The organism is Belliella filtrata, assembly GCF_022549775.1.
GTDB lineage: Bacteria > Bacteroidota > Bacteroidia > Cytophagales > Cyclobacteriaceae > Belliella > Belliella filtrata.
This window is the reverse complement of sequence record NZ_JAKZGP010000047.1, coordinates 1-15887: the sequence shown is the minus strand read 5'-3', so window position 1 is coordinate 15887 and position 15887 is coordinate 1. Positions and strand designations below refer to the sequence as shown.

Genomic DNA, 15887 nt, shown 5'->3' with positions numbered 1-15887 from the left:
AAAAATGACTCAAATTTCCATTGTTGTCCCTGTTTTCAATGAGCAGGAGTCTTTACCAGAATTGAGTAATTGGATCAGCCGGGTCGTCAATGACCACGGCTTTTCTTATGAAATAATCTTTGTCAATGATGGAAGTACTGATGGTTCTTGGTCGGAGATTCAGCGGCTAGCTTCCTTGAATCCAGCTATAAAAGGAGTGAATTTCACTCGGAATTATGGTAAATCAGCAGCACTAGATATGGCATTCAGCAAAGCTTCTGGTGAAGTAGTGATTACCATGGATGCAGATCTCCAAGATAGCCCAGATGAGATCCCGGAACTATATCACATGATTGTGGAGGAGGGTTACGATGTGGTGTCAGGCTGGAAGAAAAAGCGCTATGATCCTATCTCTAAGACTATACCTTCCAAGTTTTTCAATGGCGTAACCAGGTGGATATCCGGAATTAAATTGCACGACTTCAACTGTGGATTGAAAGCTTATAAACTCAAAGTGGTCAAAAATATTCATATCTATGGAGAGATGCATCGTTACATTCCACTAATAGCAAAGTGGAATGGATATACTAAGATCGGTGAAAAAGTAGTCGAACACAGGGCTCGAAAATATGGGGTGACTAAGTTTGGACTCGAAAGGTTTCTCAATGGATTCTTAGATTTGATCTCAGTGTCATTTGTGAATCGATACAAGAAAAAACCTATGCACTTCTTCGGGACGCTAGGTACAGTTTCGTTTATGTCTGGTTTTTTGATTACGATTTGGCTTATTTTTCAAAAAGTATATGGTCTCTACCAAGGAAGCAAAGTAAGGGAAATTACAGATCAGCCTCTGTTTTTCTTGGCCTTAGTGGCTTTGATCGTAGGTGTTCAGTTGTTTTTGACTGGATTCATATCGGAGATGATGACTTCCAACAATTCACGAAAAGCAGATTACAATATCAGTGATCAAGTGAACCTAGAAGATTGATGCAATTCAGTGTAATCATACCAGTATATAACAGGCCTGAAGAAATTGATGCTTTATTAGAGAGCTTGGTGATTCAAGAACTAATGCCCTTTGAGGTTATTATTGTAGAAGATGGTTCTTCTGTAAGGTGTGAGCTAATTGTGAGAGCATATTCAGACAGGTTGAACCTAAAGTATTTCTTCATAGAGAACCGAGGTCAGGGCTTTGCAAGAAACTTTGGTATGGAAAAGGCAGCAGGAGATTTTTTTGTAATGTTCGACTCCGACTGCATTATACCAACGGGCTATTTCAAAGCTCTAAAACTAGCTATTGAAAGTAGAAGCCTTGATGCATTTGGAGGTCCTGATGCAGCATCCAGCGAGTTCTCGATGTTGCAAAAAGCCATGAATTACAGTATGACTTCATTTTTGACCACTGGCGGGATAAGGGGCAAATTAAAGGATCCTGCAAAATACCAAGCAAGAGGGTATAACATGGGCTTGACAAAAAATGCTTTCATGGCATCTGGTGGATTTATTGATCCAAATAAGGGAGAGGATATAGAATTGAGTATTCGATTGAAAAAGTTGGGCTATAAGCTTGAGTTGGTCGAAGAGGCTTTTGTCTATCATAACAGAAAAAGTACCCTTACTTCATTTTTCAAGCAAAGTTTTTCTTTTGGTAGGAATAGAATAAATATAAGCAGATATCACCCTGATGCGGTGAAGATGGTACACCTATTGCCTTTGTTTTTTCTTGTTTTTTGGATCGTTACTATAGTTTTCAATGTGCTATTGCCTTTGTTTTGGCTAGCAAGTATCAATAATATTATTTTGATACTTTGGCTGGTGGCTATTTTGATCAGTGCTACTGTGGCTAATCAATCTTTATTTGTCGGTTTTTTGGCTGTAATTACTTCATTTGGTCAGCTCAGTGCCTATGGATTAGGTTTGCTATGCGAATGGTTTGTGAAGAAAACGAAAGGTTAATTTATCCTTTTTCGCAGAAGAAGATTACTTCATCTTTTGGTAAGGCATATTTAGAAACAACTTCCTTGCTTAGAGATTTTACGAAGTGATTCTCACTTACTTTTAGACCAGATTGACTCAGTCTGCTTGCGTAATCATTGCCATATTTTCGAACATGGTCTCTCTGTCCGAAAAGTTTTTCACGCATAGCTGGATCAGTGATAGATTTGTCTTCGATAGTTGAAGGTAGATCGTATACTGGTGATTGGATGATTCCCCAGCCTGTGTTTTTTAGTACACGATTGATTTCTTGGCAGGCTAAAATATCGTCTTCTACATGCTCCATGACATGATTACAAAATACCACATCGAAGGTGTTTGCCTCAAATGGGATTTGGTGAACATCCATTTTTACTTTGGCTAGAGGAGATTCTATATCACCAGTGATGTATTCCAAATTGGGTAATTTATTCATGCTGTCAATAAAGCAAAGCTCTGGTGCTATGTGAAGTACCTTGAGAGGCTTGTTGAAGAACTGGGTTTCTTTTTGTAAAAAAAGCCACATCAGCCTGTGTCTTTCAAGGGCAAGACAATTTGGGCAGAGGGCATTTTCTCTTGCTTTTCTTCCATAAGGTAGAAACTTTCTAAAATGACTTCCACACACGTTGCAAGTGACTTTATTTCCTTGGTAAAAAATGGCCAGCACTCTCAAAAAAAAGTGAGATACCAACTGCAGGTATTTTCTAGGAATATATCGGATGACGAAGCTGATGATTGACTTCATTTATGCAATTTTGATATTGTTCATTTTTATTTTTTGCAAGATACTCAAAGATGTGTCAATGGCTGATAAGATTTGATTGTTATTGTCAAAATTGAGTTTGTATACTATTCTTAAGAAGCGAAATTTAGTTTTGTTTTTGTGGCTCAGGTATTGATATTCAATCGTTTTGGTATAAGCTTCATCAAAGAAATAAGATTTAGGTTTGATGCAGTTTCGGTTGATCCTTTTTTGCAATAATATCTAAAAGTTTAAATCAATGTTGATGCCTTATTAAGTTTTATGTTAATGGTAGTATAAAATGCTCATTGGGTAAACTTTGGATTTTCGAAATATTAATTTTGTAATTGTCAATTACTAAAAATTTTAGAATGAAAAATAGAAAATTATATATCAGTTTTGGTATAGCTTTGATTGTTTTGATCTTTCTATGGCGGTTTTTGTCAAGTTCTGTGGGGGAGACGTTCGATATTATGGCAGATGTGAAGCATGGAAGCTTTAAAGTTGAGATCACCAGTTCAGGCGAATTGGAAGCATTGAACTCTGTGGAGGTCTTGGGTCCTGTGGAGGCGAGGAGATTCAGAGTGAATAATATCACTATAGAAAGTATGGTTGATGAAGGGACAGTAGTAAGACAAGGAGATTTTATTGCAGAGCTTGATAAGTCAGAGCTTTTTGGGAGAATTGAGGATAAGAGACTGGATCTTGAGCAGAGCAAAGCCCAATATGAGCAGATTCAATTAGATACATCTTTGGTCTTGAGGCAAGAGCGTGACAATATTACAAATCTAGAATATGGTGTTCAAGAACGGCAATTGGTTCTTGAGCAATCACAGTATGAGCCACCTGCGATCATCAAGCAAAATGAATATAATTTAGAAAAGGCCGAGAGAGATCTAGAGCAAGCAAAAGATCGCTACAGGGTGAAAAGACTTCAGGAGAGAGCAAGGATGGTAGAAGTGGCTGCTCGAGTAAGGGAAAATGAGAATGAGCTGGTACAGATGAGGGAAGTCTTGGAGAAATTTACAGTGACAGCCCCTCAAAATGGTATGGTAATCTATCAGGCTATGCGAGGAGGTAAGGTCAAGGCTGGATCTCAAGTGAGTGCTTGGAATCCTGTAGTTGCAACTTTGCCGGATCTTTCTAGAATGAGAAGTGTGACCTACATCAATGAAGTAGATATTCGAAAAATAAAAGCAGGTCAGGAAGTGGAGATAGGATTAGATGCTTTTCCTGACAAAAAGTTGACAGGCAAAGTCACAAGAGTAGCCAATATCGGTCAGCAACGTCCAAATTCTGATGCTAAGGTATTCGAAGTAGTGATAGAGGTCAATGAGAGCGATAATACCTTAAGGCCAGCCATGACTACGAGTAATAATATTGTAGTAGATCGATTGGAAGACGTGAGTTATGTTCCATTGGAAGCGATAAATGTCCAAAATGACAGTATAAATTATGTTTTCTTGAAAAATGGTACCAAGCAAGAAGTTCTTCTTGGGACTTCAAACATGAATGATATCGTCATCGAAGCCGGAATAAAAACAGGAGATCGGGTATATCTATCTACCCCTTCATGGGCCAAAGATTCTCCAGTCAAATTGCTGCCGGAGCTGGAAGGAAAGCGCAGGCAGATTGCTGAGCCAGATGTTCTAGAGGAAGAATCAGGAAATGAAAGACCGAATAGACCTAGAGGAGAGAGAAGGAGGGAGAGACCGTGAAAAAACCTGTGATAGATGAAAGGTTGTTGGCCAATTTTTCCATTGCTTTGGAAGCTGTGGTTGCAAATAGGTTGAGATCATTTCTTACAGCCCTAGGGATTATTTTTGGTGTAGCAGCAGTTATAGCCATGCTGGCAATCGGGAATGGTGCCCAGCAAGAGATCATGGAGCAGATTAAATTGGTGGGGGTGAATAATATTGTGATAGAGCCAATCATTGAGCAAGTGGAAGAAAGCGTGGATGAGCAAAGTGATCTTGAAAGTGAGCGGAAGAGATTTTCGCCGGGGTTAAGATTGCTTGATGTAGAATCTATCGAAGAGACAATTCATGGAATTCAGCAACTTAGTCCCGAGATTGTCCTCGAAACGCACATGGTGTATGGTGGAGTTAGACGGTCGGCCAAGCTAGTAGGGATCAAGCCTTCTTATTTTGAAGTACTAGATTTTAGATTGGAAGACGGTAAGCATTTCAGTAAGTCAAATCAAATAAATGGCGATCCTGTATGTATCATAGGGAAGGCTGTGCAAAGAAGGTTTTTCCCTAAAGAAAACCCTATAGGTAAACGGATCAAAAGTGGGAATCAATGGCTTGAAATCATAGGTGTCATGGAAGAGCGCTTGGTCTCAGAGCAGAGTATTTCTAAACTCGGAATTAGGGATTTCAACATGGATGTGTATGTACCAATCCAAAGCATGTTGATAAGGTTTAAAAATAGAGATTTGGTAACTAGCTATGACCTAGAAGAAGGTTCTGGCAACCAAAGGAATGCTAACTATCACCAGATAGACAAACTCGTTGTACAGGTAAAGGAAAGTGAGTCACTGAAACCAACAGCAGAGGTGATTTCAAAGCTATTAGCAAGAAGTCACAATGGTGTTGTAGATTTTGAAATTACAATTCCAGAACTTTTGCTTAAGCAGCAGCAGCGTACTCAAAATATATTCAATATTGTACTTGGAGCCATAGCGGGTATCTCACTTCTAGTGGGAGGGATAGGCATTATGAATATCATGCTGGCCTCTGTAATGGAAAGAATAAAAGAAATTGGCCTAAGGCTTTCGTTGGGAGCAAAAAAATCCGATATTGTCAATCAGTTCCTTTTCGAATCAGTGATGATTAGTGTGTCTGGGGGATTGATAGGTGTCATTTTGGGAGTAGTGTTAGCTTATTTGGTATCAGTGTTTGGGGATTTCCCTACAGTTGTTTCCTTGTCATCTATCATTTTATCTTTTGGAGTAGCGGCTACAGTGGGTTTGATTTTCGGAATTGCTCCAGCTCAGAAAGCTGCTAGTCAGGATCCAATAACTTCTTTACGATATGAATAGAAAATTATCTCTTTGCCTTTTTATAGTAGGATTGTCTCTTACTGGTCACATAAGTAACGCCCAACAGCAGGTAGAATATTCACTTGATCAAGTTGTGAATAGGGCAAAAGCACAATCTCCCGCAGCACTAAGGGTAGAGACTCAGCGAGAAAATAGGTACTGGCAGTATAGGCTTTTTAGGTCAAACTATAACCCTCAATTGAGGCTAGGGGGGACAATACCTGGCTTTACACAAGCCTTCAATAATGTAGAGCAACCAGATGGTACTTTTATTCCTCGTCAGATCAGACAGAATTTGATGGATGTTGAGCTTGGTGTTCAGCAGGAAATAGCGGCTACGGGGGGGATTATTTCTGTCAATTCATCGACTAATAGGTTTGATAACTTCTTAGCGCCGCAGGGTGTCCCTAGAACACAATGGACAGGTGTACCTGTCAATGTAAGGCTAAGTCAACCGATTTTCAATTTTAACCGATTGAAATGGGATAAGATGATTGAACCATTAAGGTACGAAGAAAGTAAAAGAGAATTTGTAGAAGCAATGGAGGGGGTCAGTAGGACTGTGACCAGTTTGTTTTTTGATTACTTAGAGGCTCAGGTGAATTTGGAGATTTCATCACTAAACTTGAAAAATACTGAAGATATTTTTAAAATAGAACAAGGTAGGTACAATATCGGGATGACCTATGAAGATAAATTGCTTCAGGTGGAGCTTCAAGTACTACAAGCAAAGCAGCAGCTTGCACAGGCCAGACTTGATATGGAGGAGCGATCTCTTCGCTTAAAGTCTTTTGTTGGTCTTAATGAGGCCACCAATCTTGCACTTGTAATACCTAAGGAAATTCCTGATTTCAAAGTGCCAGTGGATGAGGCCTTAGAAAGAGCATATCAAAATAGGGCTGCAGCGCTAGGGTTCGAAAGAAGAAGAATAGAGGGAGATGCAGAAATCGCAAGAGCAAGAGGACAGAGATTCGATATGACTATCAATGCTTCTTATGGACTTAATAATGCTGGCTTAGATTGGAGAGATCTTTATACTGATCCAAATCGACAAACCTTGGTGAATCTTGGGTTTTATATTCCAGTATTGGATTGGGGAAGAAACAAAGCTAGAATGGGACAAGCAAAAGCAGCAAAAAAGCTTATTGAATATGAAATAGATCAGGAAGTAATTGATTTTGAGCAATTGATCTACACCAAAGTCAAGAATTTTGAAATGCTTAAAGACAGGATGGAGATCACCAAAGTGTCGGACCAAGTGGCAGAGAAAAGATACGAAATATCATTGGGTAGGTATCAAAATGGGAATGTAACGATCACCGATCTGAATATCGCTCAGCAAGAAAAAGATAGTAATAGAAGAGCATATATTCAGTCATTAAGAGATTATTGGTATGCTTACTATGAGATGAGGGCACTTACACTTTATGATTTTGAAAACAATAGGCTATTGTACAATCCGGAGAATGAAGATTAATAGAAAAGGTCAAGACTTACTGTCTTGACCATTTTTACTTTGAATCCTTCTAGCCTTTTTCAAGGCCTCATGAATGATCCATTCTATTTGGCCATTGGTACTGCGGAATTCGTCTTCTGCCCATTTTTCCACAGCCTGCATCATCTTTTCATCTAGTCTTAGGGCAAAGGGTTTTTTAGCCATTTAAATCTTATCTTTCTTTGATAACCATTGTTTATTGGTTCAGTGTGCCTACATTCAATACTGGACTTGCAGCACGGTCTGAACACAAGACCACCATCAAATTACTTACCATCGCTGCTTTTCTATCTTCTTCAAACTCTATGATACCTTTGATTTTCAAGTCTTCTAGAGCCATCTCCACCATACCCACTGCACCGTCTACGATTTTTCTTCTAGCGGCCACTATCGCTGTAGCTTGCTGACGCTGTAGCATGGCTGATGCGATCTCGGAAGCATATGCCAAGTGAGAAATCCTTGCTTCGATTACTTTGATGCCAGCATGATTCAGTCTTTCTGCTATTTCTTCTTCCAAAGAATGATTGACTTCTTCTACCCCAGAGCGAAGTGTGATTTCAGCGTTTTCTGCTTCAAAATCATCGTATGGGTATTTTCCAGCCATTTTTCTTACAGCTGCATCAGTCTGTAAGTGGACAAAGTTTTCATAGTCATTAACTTCAAAAGTTGCTTTGAAGGTATCTTCCACTTGCCAGACTACAATGGTACCCACCATTACAGGATTACCAATTTTATCATTTACCTTGAGAGGTTTATTTTCAAAGTTTCTGACACGCAATGAGATTTTTTCTTTTGTCATAAAAGGGTTTACCCAGAAAAAGCCATTAGCTTTTACAGTTCCTTTATAAGCTCCAAATAAAACCAAAACCATGGCTTTGTTAGGTTGAAGTGTGAAAAAGCCAGGCGTAATTCCAATAAATAAAATAGTAGATACAACGGCTAACGGTACAATTTTATTTGCAACAGCATACACAGTTACTGTGATCATTGCAAACGCTACCATGATCATGAGATAGCCAGAAAGGGGTTTAGTTATTTTCTCCATATTGTAATGATATTAAATTGATATCATTGCAATATACTCAATATGTTGATGAATGGTTGTGAATTCAAGAATAATTATTTATTCTTTTACATTAAAGCAATGAGAAATACTTCACTAGTTTACGATCCAAAACATGTCCCCCGAACCAGTCTGTATCATTTTTCGATTGTCAAATTCACCGATGATACTTGCATCTTCATTCAATAAATTTGCCTTGAAGGGTCGTGAATCCTCATAAACTGCTTGTATCAAAACATCTTCATTGAGGTCAATTTTAGAAATAGGAGTTAGGTTGTTGGAAACAAGATTTTGATAAATGAATCCAGTTTCACCGTTTGGGAGCTTTATCCTGTACCAGTCCGCTACAGCTGCTTGAATATCAATTATGGTGTTGACAGGGAGTTGTCTTATGGTGTTGGATTGAGTGCTTGGTTCCTGTCTTAGATTGGCCTTTTCGACAATGATTTTGTTAAATTTCCTAATGTTGCTGCTGTCAGCAAAGTTTGGTGGTGTGAAGTCAACAGCTGAAGCCAAAAAATGAAAGGGGTCTACAGCTCCTCTTCCAGACTTGTAGATGCCAAAGTGTAGGTGTGGTGGCGTGGTGATTGCGTTTCCCGTATTCCCTACAAGCCCCAAGGTGTCTCCTGGTTTGACTTTTTTTCCTACATTGACAAGCTGACTGTCAAGGTGCGCATAGTAATAAGAGTATGAGCCTGAACTCATGCTTACCGTTTTGCCACCGAGCCTGTTGGTACCAACTCGGGAGACACGGCCTTCGGTGACAGCAAGCACTGGAGTTCCTTTGGGAGCGAAGACGTCTATACCTTCATGCCTTCTCGCACCACCATCTCGATCTACACCAAAGAAACTGCCAATAGATTTATGGTTTTTTCCTTCTATTGGGAAGTCCAAGGAAGCGTTGTAGCGAATACGCACTTGAACTATTCCACCCCTGAAAAGTTCTGGCTGTACTCTTATTGCATGTGTACTTGTTTTTGAAACCTGATAGGTGAGTGAATGATCTTCTTTTGCGAAATGTATGTTTTTCCAAGATTCACTGTTTTTTTCAAAAACATCAATGAAAATCTTACTGCTATCTTGAGAAATGTGATCTACAAAGATTTCAATTTCTTGACCTTCATTCACCTCATATGATAAGAAGACAGCTTGAGGTTTGGATTGATCAAACCTGGTAACTTCTTGATAAGGTAAGGTTATACTAGAAGGTGCCCGTAACGCAGATTCCCCTGCTTCCAACCAATCTTTAGCTATAGCATAGTTTTCCATTCCAGCATTTCTAAGACTAGATTCATAGTCTTTGTAGGGGCTAGAGGAACCAAGGAATTTGTCGATTTTAGTGCCATTACACGAGAAGAGTAATGCACAACAAGTGAATAGTATCGTTAATGGTCTGGTTTTCATGATCAGAAAAGTGCAAGAACCATGCAGGATATTTTTAGTAAAGAGTAAGCTTTGTTTTTCAAGAAAAAAAATACTTATTGATAGAGTATGTTATGAGGTAAGAGTAAGGTGCACTTCACAAAAAACCTCATCAAAATATTTTGATGAGGCCGTTTATTTTTTATAACACATTGTACTTAGTACTACAATTAAGTCAACATGGCGCCATCTACTTGAAGCACCTGCCCTGAAATATAGGAACTCATATCTGAGCCTAAGAATACACAAGCATTGGCTACCTCATCAGGCTGTCCACCTCGCTTCATTGGGATTGCATCTCTCCAGCCTTGAACAGTTTTTTCATCCAATACAGCAGTCATTTCTGTTTCAATAAACCCAGGAGCTACGGCATTGCATCTGATATTCCTAGAGCCTAGTTCTAAAGCAACTGATTTAGTAAAACCTACTATCCCAGATTTGGAAGCTGCATAGTTTGCTTGGCCAGCGTTACCTTTGATGCCTACTACAGAGGTGATGTTGATGATAGCTCCAGCCTTGGCTTTCATCATGGTTCGAGTGGCGGCTTTTACAGTGTTGAAGCAAGATTTAAGGTTCACATTAATGACCTCATCCCAAGCCTCTTCAGTCATTCTCATGAGTAAGTTGTCACGGGTGATTCCAGCATTGTTTATTAATATATCAAGTCCTCCAAATTCTGAAACCACAGCGTTGACCAGTTCTTCTGCTGCAGCAAATTGCGATGCATCAGAACGATATCCTTTTGCTTTGATACCATATGCTGCCAGTTCATTTTCCAATTCTTGGCCTTTCTCTACGCTAGAAAGGTAGGTGAATGCTACGTTTGCACCTTCTTGTGCGTATTTGATTGCGATTGCTCTTCCTATTCCTTTAGATGCTCCCGTAATCAGAGCCGTTTTCCCACTTAGTAATCCCATGGTTTATTTTCTTTGAATTTGTTTTTGATTAAGATCCAAAAATAATGAAAATTTATTTAGCACGCAGAGCCGCAAAGATGATTGATTAAATGCCATTAGAAATCTAATTATAGACCATTGACCATTCTTTTAATACCGTCTCTGATTAGGTTTTTTTAAAATTTATTAAGAGGCCTAGTTTAATGTTTGTCAATTTTAGATAAGTTAATAATTGCTTGTAATGGACTTTTGAAAGTGATTCTACAGACTTTAATTAAACTAAGGTTTTGTCTTCTACAATCAAATCTGCTTTGAATCCATTTCCAAAAATCATACCTCGCCATTTGACCTTAATTGCAGTCTGTCTTTCAACTTTTAAGCCTTTGTTTTTAAGTTCGAAAACAATATGTTTTCATAAACATTCTCAAATAGGCCTGGTCCTAAATTGGAGTGGATTAAGTAACATGAATCGATAATTGATTTTGAAATTTCATTTTTACTCATAAAAACATGAATTTAGATTTATAGAAAAATTTTAACCCTAAACTTACAAAAACATATCAAACATATGATATGACAAATAAGGAACAATTTCTCTGTGTCTTTGCGTGCAATAATATTACAGAGTTCTTAATTTTTTTCTCTCCCCAAAAGCCTTATTTTTGCGTAGCTTAAATGAAAATTAAATCAAAGAAATATGTCTTCAACGAAATATGATGTAATAGTAGTGGGTTCTGGCCCAGGTGGGTATGTGGCGGCAATCCGTGCGTCTCAGTTGGGTTTGAAAACAGCAGTTGTAGAAGCTGCGGAATTGGGTGGTATTTGTTTGAACTGGGGTTGTATTCCTACCAAAGCATTGATCAAAAGTGCACAAGTTTTTGAATATATCAATCATGCCAAAGATTACGGAATCAAAGTTTCTGATGCAGAGATGGATTTCGAAGCTATGGTAAAAAGAAGTAGAGATGTAGCTGGGGGGATGTCGAAAGGTATCCAATTTCTTTTTAAAAAAAATAAGATTGACCAATTGCTAGGATGGGGCAAGGTACAGCCTGGTAAAAAAGTGGAAGTGGAAGATAAGGACGGTAAGAAAACTGTCTATGCAGCAGATCATATCATCATAGCAACTGGAGGTAGAGCAAGGGAGTTGCCGGCGTTGAATATTGATAATGAGAAAATCATTGGTTACAGAAAAGCGATGACCTTAGAGAAAAAGCCAGCGAAAATGGTGGTAGTGGGTTCTGGAGCGATTGGGGTTGAGTTTGCTTATGTGTACAGTGCGATTGGAGTGGAGGTAACTATCGTGGAATTCATGGATAGAATCGTCCCAAATGAAGATGAAGAAGTATCCAAAACTTTGGAGAAGATATACAAAAAGGCTGGACTGAAAATCATGACCAGCACTGAAGTGACGGCCGTAGATACCAAAGGGAAGGGCTGTAAAGTAACCGTGAAAGACAAAAAGGGTGCAGAATCTACTCTAGAGTGTGATGTAGTACTTTCAGCTGTAGGTGTGGTTTCCAATGTCGAGAACATAGGGTTGGAAGATGTAGGGATTCTAGTAGAAAAAGGTAAAATTAAGGTAGATGAGTACTACAAAACCAATATGCCGGGGTATTATGCCATAGGTGATGTCGTGCCTGGGCCAGCTTTGGCACACGTAGCTTCAGCAGAAGGGATCATCTGTGTAGAGAAAATCGCTGGGCATCATCCAGAAGCCCTAGATTATAATAATATTCCAGGTTGTACTTATTGTATCCCAGAAATTTCCTCTGTAGGGTATACAGAGGCTCAAGCCAAAGAAGCAGGATATGAACTGAAGGTTGGGAAATTCCCTTTCTCGGCATCAGGAAAAGCTTCAGCAGCTGGTGCAAAAGATGGTTTTGTGAAGTTGGTATTTGATGCCAAGTATGGTGAGCTTTTGGGTGCGCATATGATAGGGGCCAATGTCACAGAAATGATTGCAGAGATCGTTGCAGTGAGGAAATTGGAAACTACGGGAATGGATCTAATCAAAACCGTACACCCTCACCCGACCATGTCTGAGGCAGTGATGGAAGCAGCTGCAGCCGCTTACGGTGAGGTTATACATTTGTAATTCAGCATAATTAATCTTAATATTATAGGCACAAGGCATCATGTTTACCTTGTGCTTTCTTTTTTAAAGAATGTCAAACCCCTTAAAAATCACCTTTTGGAAGAAGAACAGTTAGTAGCAGGACTGAGGGCGCAGGATCGAAAGACCGTGGAGTACTTATATGAAAAGTATTCCAGAGCCCTTTTCGCCGTGATTTCTAGGATAATCATTGATCGAGATATAGCAGAGGAAGTTTTCCATGATGCTTTTATCAAGATCACTAGAAAAATCGACGGCTATGATGAAACAAAGGGAAGGCTTTATACTTGGATGGCAAATATTTGTAGAAACTCTGCCATTGACAAAACCAGGTCTAAAGAATTCTCAAACCGCAGTAAGACCAATACCATTGAAGACTACGTATATGGTATTGAAAGCGAATCGGGTACCTTGGAACTTGTAGATGGGATTGGTGTCAAAGAGCTCTTGACAGCACTCAACGAGGAGCAAAGGTTTGTGATTGAATGTATTTATTTCAAAGGTTATTCTCATTCTGAAATCTCAGAAGAGCATGGCATTCCTTTAGGTACGGTGAAGTCACGTATTCGAGCAGCTGTAAATGTGTTAAAAAAGAACTTAGAGAAAATTTAGTGGATATTAGAGCGTACATATCGTCAGGAAAGCTCGAACTCTACCTTCTAGGAGAGTTGAGTGAGCGGGAGCAGGAAGAAGTGGTCAAACTGGCAGCGACATACCCTGAAATCAAACAGGAGCTGGAGCAGTTAGAAGATGCGCTTTTTGCCTTCGATAGTATTTCAGCACCAGCACTATCAGCTGGTATGAAAGATCGCGTGATGCAAACTTGGGAAGAGGAAGTTAACAATAACTCCATACTTCCAAAGACTAAAGTAATTCAAAAGGAACAGACAGCAATCGTACCAAAAACGGTGCAAATGACTCCTTGGAAAACTTATGCAGCAGCAGCTTCTATCGTAGCAGTAATGGCTAGTGTTTTAGCTATTTATTTTGCAAACAGGTATTTTGATACAGATCAGCGTCTTATGGCATTGGTAGAAGAAAGAGCAGTGCTAGCAGAAGAACTGGATCAGTACAAAGTGAATTATGAACAAGCGGATGAGCAATTAGAAACCTTATTGGCTGGAAACTTCCAGCGTGTGCCTATGAAAGGCGATGGGTTTGAGATGCAAAAAGACGCGCAGGTAGATGTATGGTGGGATCAAAATGCAGAAAGTGTTTTCATCTCTGTCAATACATTGAATGAATTGGATGAGAACTCAGACTATCAGCTGTGGGCGATCGGAGACGATGGGCCAGTAGGAATAGGTCTGGTGAATGCAGGACAGAAGTTTAGCCTGCAACAGATGCAAGCAGTAGCAGCAGCAGGAGCCTTTGCTATCACTATAGAGCCTAAAGGAGGGAGTGAAAGCCCAACCCTAGAGAAGCTTGTAGTATTAGGTCCAGTTGCTTAACTCATGAATTAATAAATTAAAGAAAACCGACATGAAAGTGTCGGTTTTCTTTTTTACTTCAAATTCCCCAACTTGTACATTCAAATATCAAATCCAGATGGAACTTCAACTTTCTACACCTGCTCTATTGTTTTCAGCCATTACGTTGATGATGTTGGCATTTACAAATCGATTTTTGGCCGTTGCTAGTCTGATTCGGGGGCTTCACAAAAAATACCTCGAAAACCCTGATGAAAAGATCATCATTGAGCAAATTCACAACCTCAAAAGGCGCTTGAGTATGATCAAGTACATGCAGCTTTGTGGGGTGTTGAGCTTTTTGCTATGTGTGATATGTATGTACCTGATCTTTATAGCAGCTCAACCCGCAGCCAATTATGTGTTTATTGGTAGCATGTTAGCACTTTTGATTTCCTTAGGGATTTCTTTGGTGGAAATCCTTATATCTACCCAAGCATTGAATCTTGAGTTGAAGGATATGGAAGCGTTATTTCAAGCACGAGCTAGTAGTTTTTGGTTCAAGAAAGATAAAAATGAAGAAAAGGTTTAGAATGAATTTGATAAAGGCGGCTGTAATAGGTTTTTTACTAAGTGCTTGTACAGGAAAATCTAGTACAAATGAAAATCATGCAGAAGCATCGAGTAGGTTTTATATTGAGATCGGGAACTTTGAGGAAGCAAAGCTCTTTTACTCCTGGACAACAGATAGGATTCCCATGGTATCTGCTCACAGGGGAGGTCCTTATCCAGGTTTTCCAGAGAATGCCATCGAGACTTTTGAAAATGTAATCAGTCACACCCCCGCTATCCTTGAGTTTGATGTGGCATTGACCAAAGATTCCGTGATGGTCTTAATGCATGATAATACTGTGGACAGGACGACTAATGGATCAGGAAAGGTAATTGATATGACTTTTGAAGAAATCAGAAACCTTAGGCTGAAGGACAATGATGGTAATCTTACTGATTTCATAATTCCAACGCTTGATGAAGTTTTGGCTTGGGGAAAAGGGAAGGTGCTTTTCACTGTTGATATCAAGCGTGAGGTCCCTTTTGAACTTGTTGTGGATGCCATAAAGAGCCACCAAGCTGAGCCATATGCTGCGGTGATTACTTACAGCGTGGAGGCAGCCAAGAAGGTTCATGCCCTTCATGCAGACTTGATGCTTTCGGTCACGATCCGAAACGAGGGAGAGTTAGAGAGATTTGAGAATTCAGGGATTCCTGTAGACCGTTGGATTGCCTTTACGGGTACATCAGAAAGGCCAAAAGCATTTAACGAGACTTTGCATGAGCGAGGCGTTTTTACCATTCTTGGAGTTTTGGGTAATTTGGATCGAAGTGCTATCTCAAGAGGAGATCATATCTATACGGAATTTGTGGAAAATGGAGTCGATATCTTAGCCACAGACAGACCAATAGAGGCTTCGGAAGCGATTAAGTTCTTGTTTCCGGAGGAGAGTTCAAAATTTAAGTATTTTGATGAGAGAAAGAAACACGATTAATATACGATGGAAATATGTTGGAAATACAATTGAAATATTGCGGATCATCTTTGGGATAAAATGTGAGAATTTATTTCAATGTCGTTTAGTTAAGCAAATTAATAAAAAAAATGTGTAAATTATAGGGGTATATAGGGGGTAACTCTAATTCTGAAAAAAAGGAAGATTACAGGCTAAAACTAACTAAACATATTGACAATG

15 protein-coding genes and 1 pseudogene are annotated in these 15887 nt (G+C 39.3%); 10 read left to right on the top strand and 6 right to left on the bottom strand.

From position 1 onward, the window contains the following. Positions 1-4: 4 nt before the first annotated feature. Positions 5-967: a glycosyltransferase family 2 protein gene (locus MM239_RS15495; protein ID WP_241349166.1), complete on the top strand. Its 963-nt coding sequence runs from the start codon at positions 5-7 to the stop codon at positions 965-967. Next, positions 967-1935 (top strand): glycosyltransferase, encoded by a 969-nt coding sequence (locus MM239_RS15490; RefSeq protein WP_241349165.1) that lies wholly within the window; start codon positions 967-969, stop codon positions 1933-1935. The genes MM239_RS15495 and MM239_RS15490 overlap by 1 nt, the downstream gene beginning before the upstream one ends. Before the next feature lies 1 nt (position 1936). Here MM239_RS15490 and MM239_RS15485 read toward each other — a convergent pair whose 3' ends face one another. Beyond that, positions 1937-2698 carry a class I SAM-dependent methyltransferase gene (locus tag MM239_RS15485; RefSeq protein WP_241349164.1) on the bottom strand — a complete coding sequence of 254 codons (762 nt, stop codon included), beginning with the start codon at positions 2696-2698 and terminating at the stop codon, positions 1937-1939. A 368-nt stretch (positions 2699-3066) separates the two neighbouring features. On the opposite strand from MM239_RS15485, the gene MM239_RS15480 reads away from it, so the two are divergent. The 3 genes from MM239_RS15480 to MM239_RS15470 are packed head-to-tail and all read left to right on the top strand — an operon-like array spanning position 3067 to position 7215. Further along, positions 3067-4413: an efflux RND transporter periplasmic adaptor subunit gene (locus MM239_RS15480; protein WP_241349163.1), complete on the top strand. Its 1347-nt coding sequence runs from the start codon at positions 3067-3069 to the stop codon at positions 4411-4413. Then, complete coding sequence (locus tag MM239_RS15475; RefSeq protein ID WP_241349162.1) at positions 4410-5738, top strand: ABC transporter permease; 1329 nt, start codon at positions 4410-4412, stop codon at positions 5736-5738. The genes MM239_RS15480 and MM239_RS15475 overlap by 4 nt, the downstream gene beginning before the upstream one ends. Beyond that, the gene (locus MM239_RS15470; RefSeq protein ID WP_241349161.1) at positions 5731-7215 is read left to right on the top strand and encodes a TolC family protein; all 1485 of its coding nucleotides are present in this window, start codon (positions 5731-5733) and stop codon (positions 7213-7215) included. The genes MM239_RS15475 and MM239_RS15470 overlap by 8 nt, the downstream gene beginning before the upstream one ends. Positions 7216-7224: 9 nt before the next feature. Here the strand turns inward: MM239_RS15470 and MM239_RS15465 are convergent, their stop codons facing one another. The 5 genes and pseudogenes from MM239_RS15465 to MM239_RS15445 form a co-directional block, all read right to left on the bottom strand. Next, complete coding sequence (locus MM239_RS15465) at positions 7225-7398, bottom strand: Arc family DNA-binding protein (protein WP_241349160.1); 174 nt, start codon at positions 7396-7398, stop codon at positions 7225-7227. A gap of 31 nt (positions 7399-7429) precedes the next feature. Further along, the gene (locus MM239_RS15460) at positions 7430-8278 is read right to left on the bottom strand and encodes an SPFH domain-containing protein (RefSeq protein WP_241349159.1); all 849 of its coding nucleotides are present in this window, start codon (positions 8276-8278) and stop codon (positions 7430-7432) included. A gap of 114 nt (positions 8279-8392) precedes the next feature. Then, positions 8393-9700 (bottom strand): M23 family metallopeptidase, encoded by a 1308-nt coding sequence (locus MM239_RS15455; protein WP_241349158.1) that lies wholly within the window; start codon positions 9698-9700, stop codon positions 8393-8395. A gap of 188 nt (positions 9701-9888) precedes the next feature. Then, the gene (gene fabG / locus MM239_RS15450; RefSeq protein WP_241349157.1) at positions 9889-10635 is read right to left on the bottom strand and encodes a 3-oxoacyl-[acyl-carrier-protein] reductase; all 747 of its coding nucleotides are present in this window, start codon (positions 10633-10635) and stop codon (positions 9889-9891) included. Positions 10636-10780: 145 nt separating this feature from the next. Next, positions 10781-11118 (bottom strand): annotated as a pseudogene (locus MM239_RS15445) (GxxExxY protein). A 193-nt stretch (positions 11119-11311) separates the two neighbouring features. On the opposite strand from MM239_RS15445, the gene lpdA reads away from it, so the two are divergent. From lpdA to MM239_RS15420, 5 genes are all read left to right on the top strand, one after another. Further along, positions 11312-12712, top strand: a complete 1401-nt coding sequence (gene lpdA / locus MM239_RS15440) for a dihydrolipoyl dehydrogenase (RefSeq protein ID WP_241349156.1) — start codon at positions 11312-11314, stop codon at positions 12710-12712. Between the two features lie 96 nt (positions 12713-12808). Beyond that, positions 12809-13342: an RNA polymerase sigma factor gene (locus MM239_RS15435; RefSeq protein ID WP_241349155.1), complete on the top strand. Its 534-nt coding sequence runs from the start codon at positions 12809-12811 to the stop codon at positions 13340-13342. Beyond that, the gene (locus MM239_RS15430) at positions 13342-14181 is read left to right on the top strand and encodes an anti-sigma factor (RefSeq protein ID WP_241349154.1); all 840 of its coding nucleotides are present in this window, start codon (positions 13342-13344) and stop codon (positions 14179-14181) included. The genes MM239_RS15435 and MM239_RS15430 overlap by 1 nt, the downstream gene beginning before the upstream one ends. Before the next feature lie 97 nt (positions 14182-14278). Beyond that, positions 14279-14731, top strand: a complete 453-nt coding sequence (locus tag MM239_RS15425; protein ID WP_241349153.1) for a DUF2721 domain-containing protein — start codon at positions 14279-14281, stop codon at positions 14729-14731. Then, complete coding sequence (locus MM239_RS15420; protein WP_241349152.1) at positions 14715-15686, top strand: glycerophosphodiester phosphodiesterase family protein; 972 nt, start codon at positions 14715-14717, stop codon at positions 15684-15686. The genes MM239_RS15425 and MM239_RS15420 overlap by 17 nt, the downstream gene beginning before the upstream one ends. Positions 15687-15887: the final 201 nt, after the last annotated feature.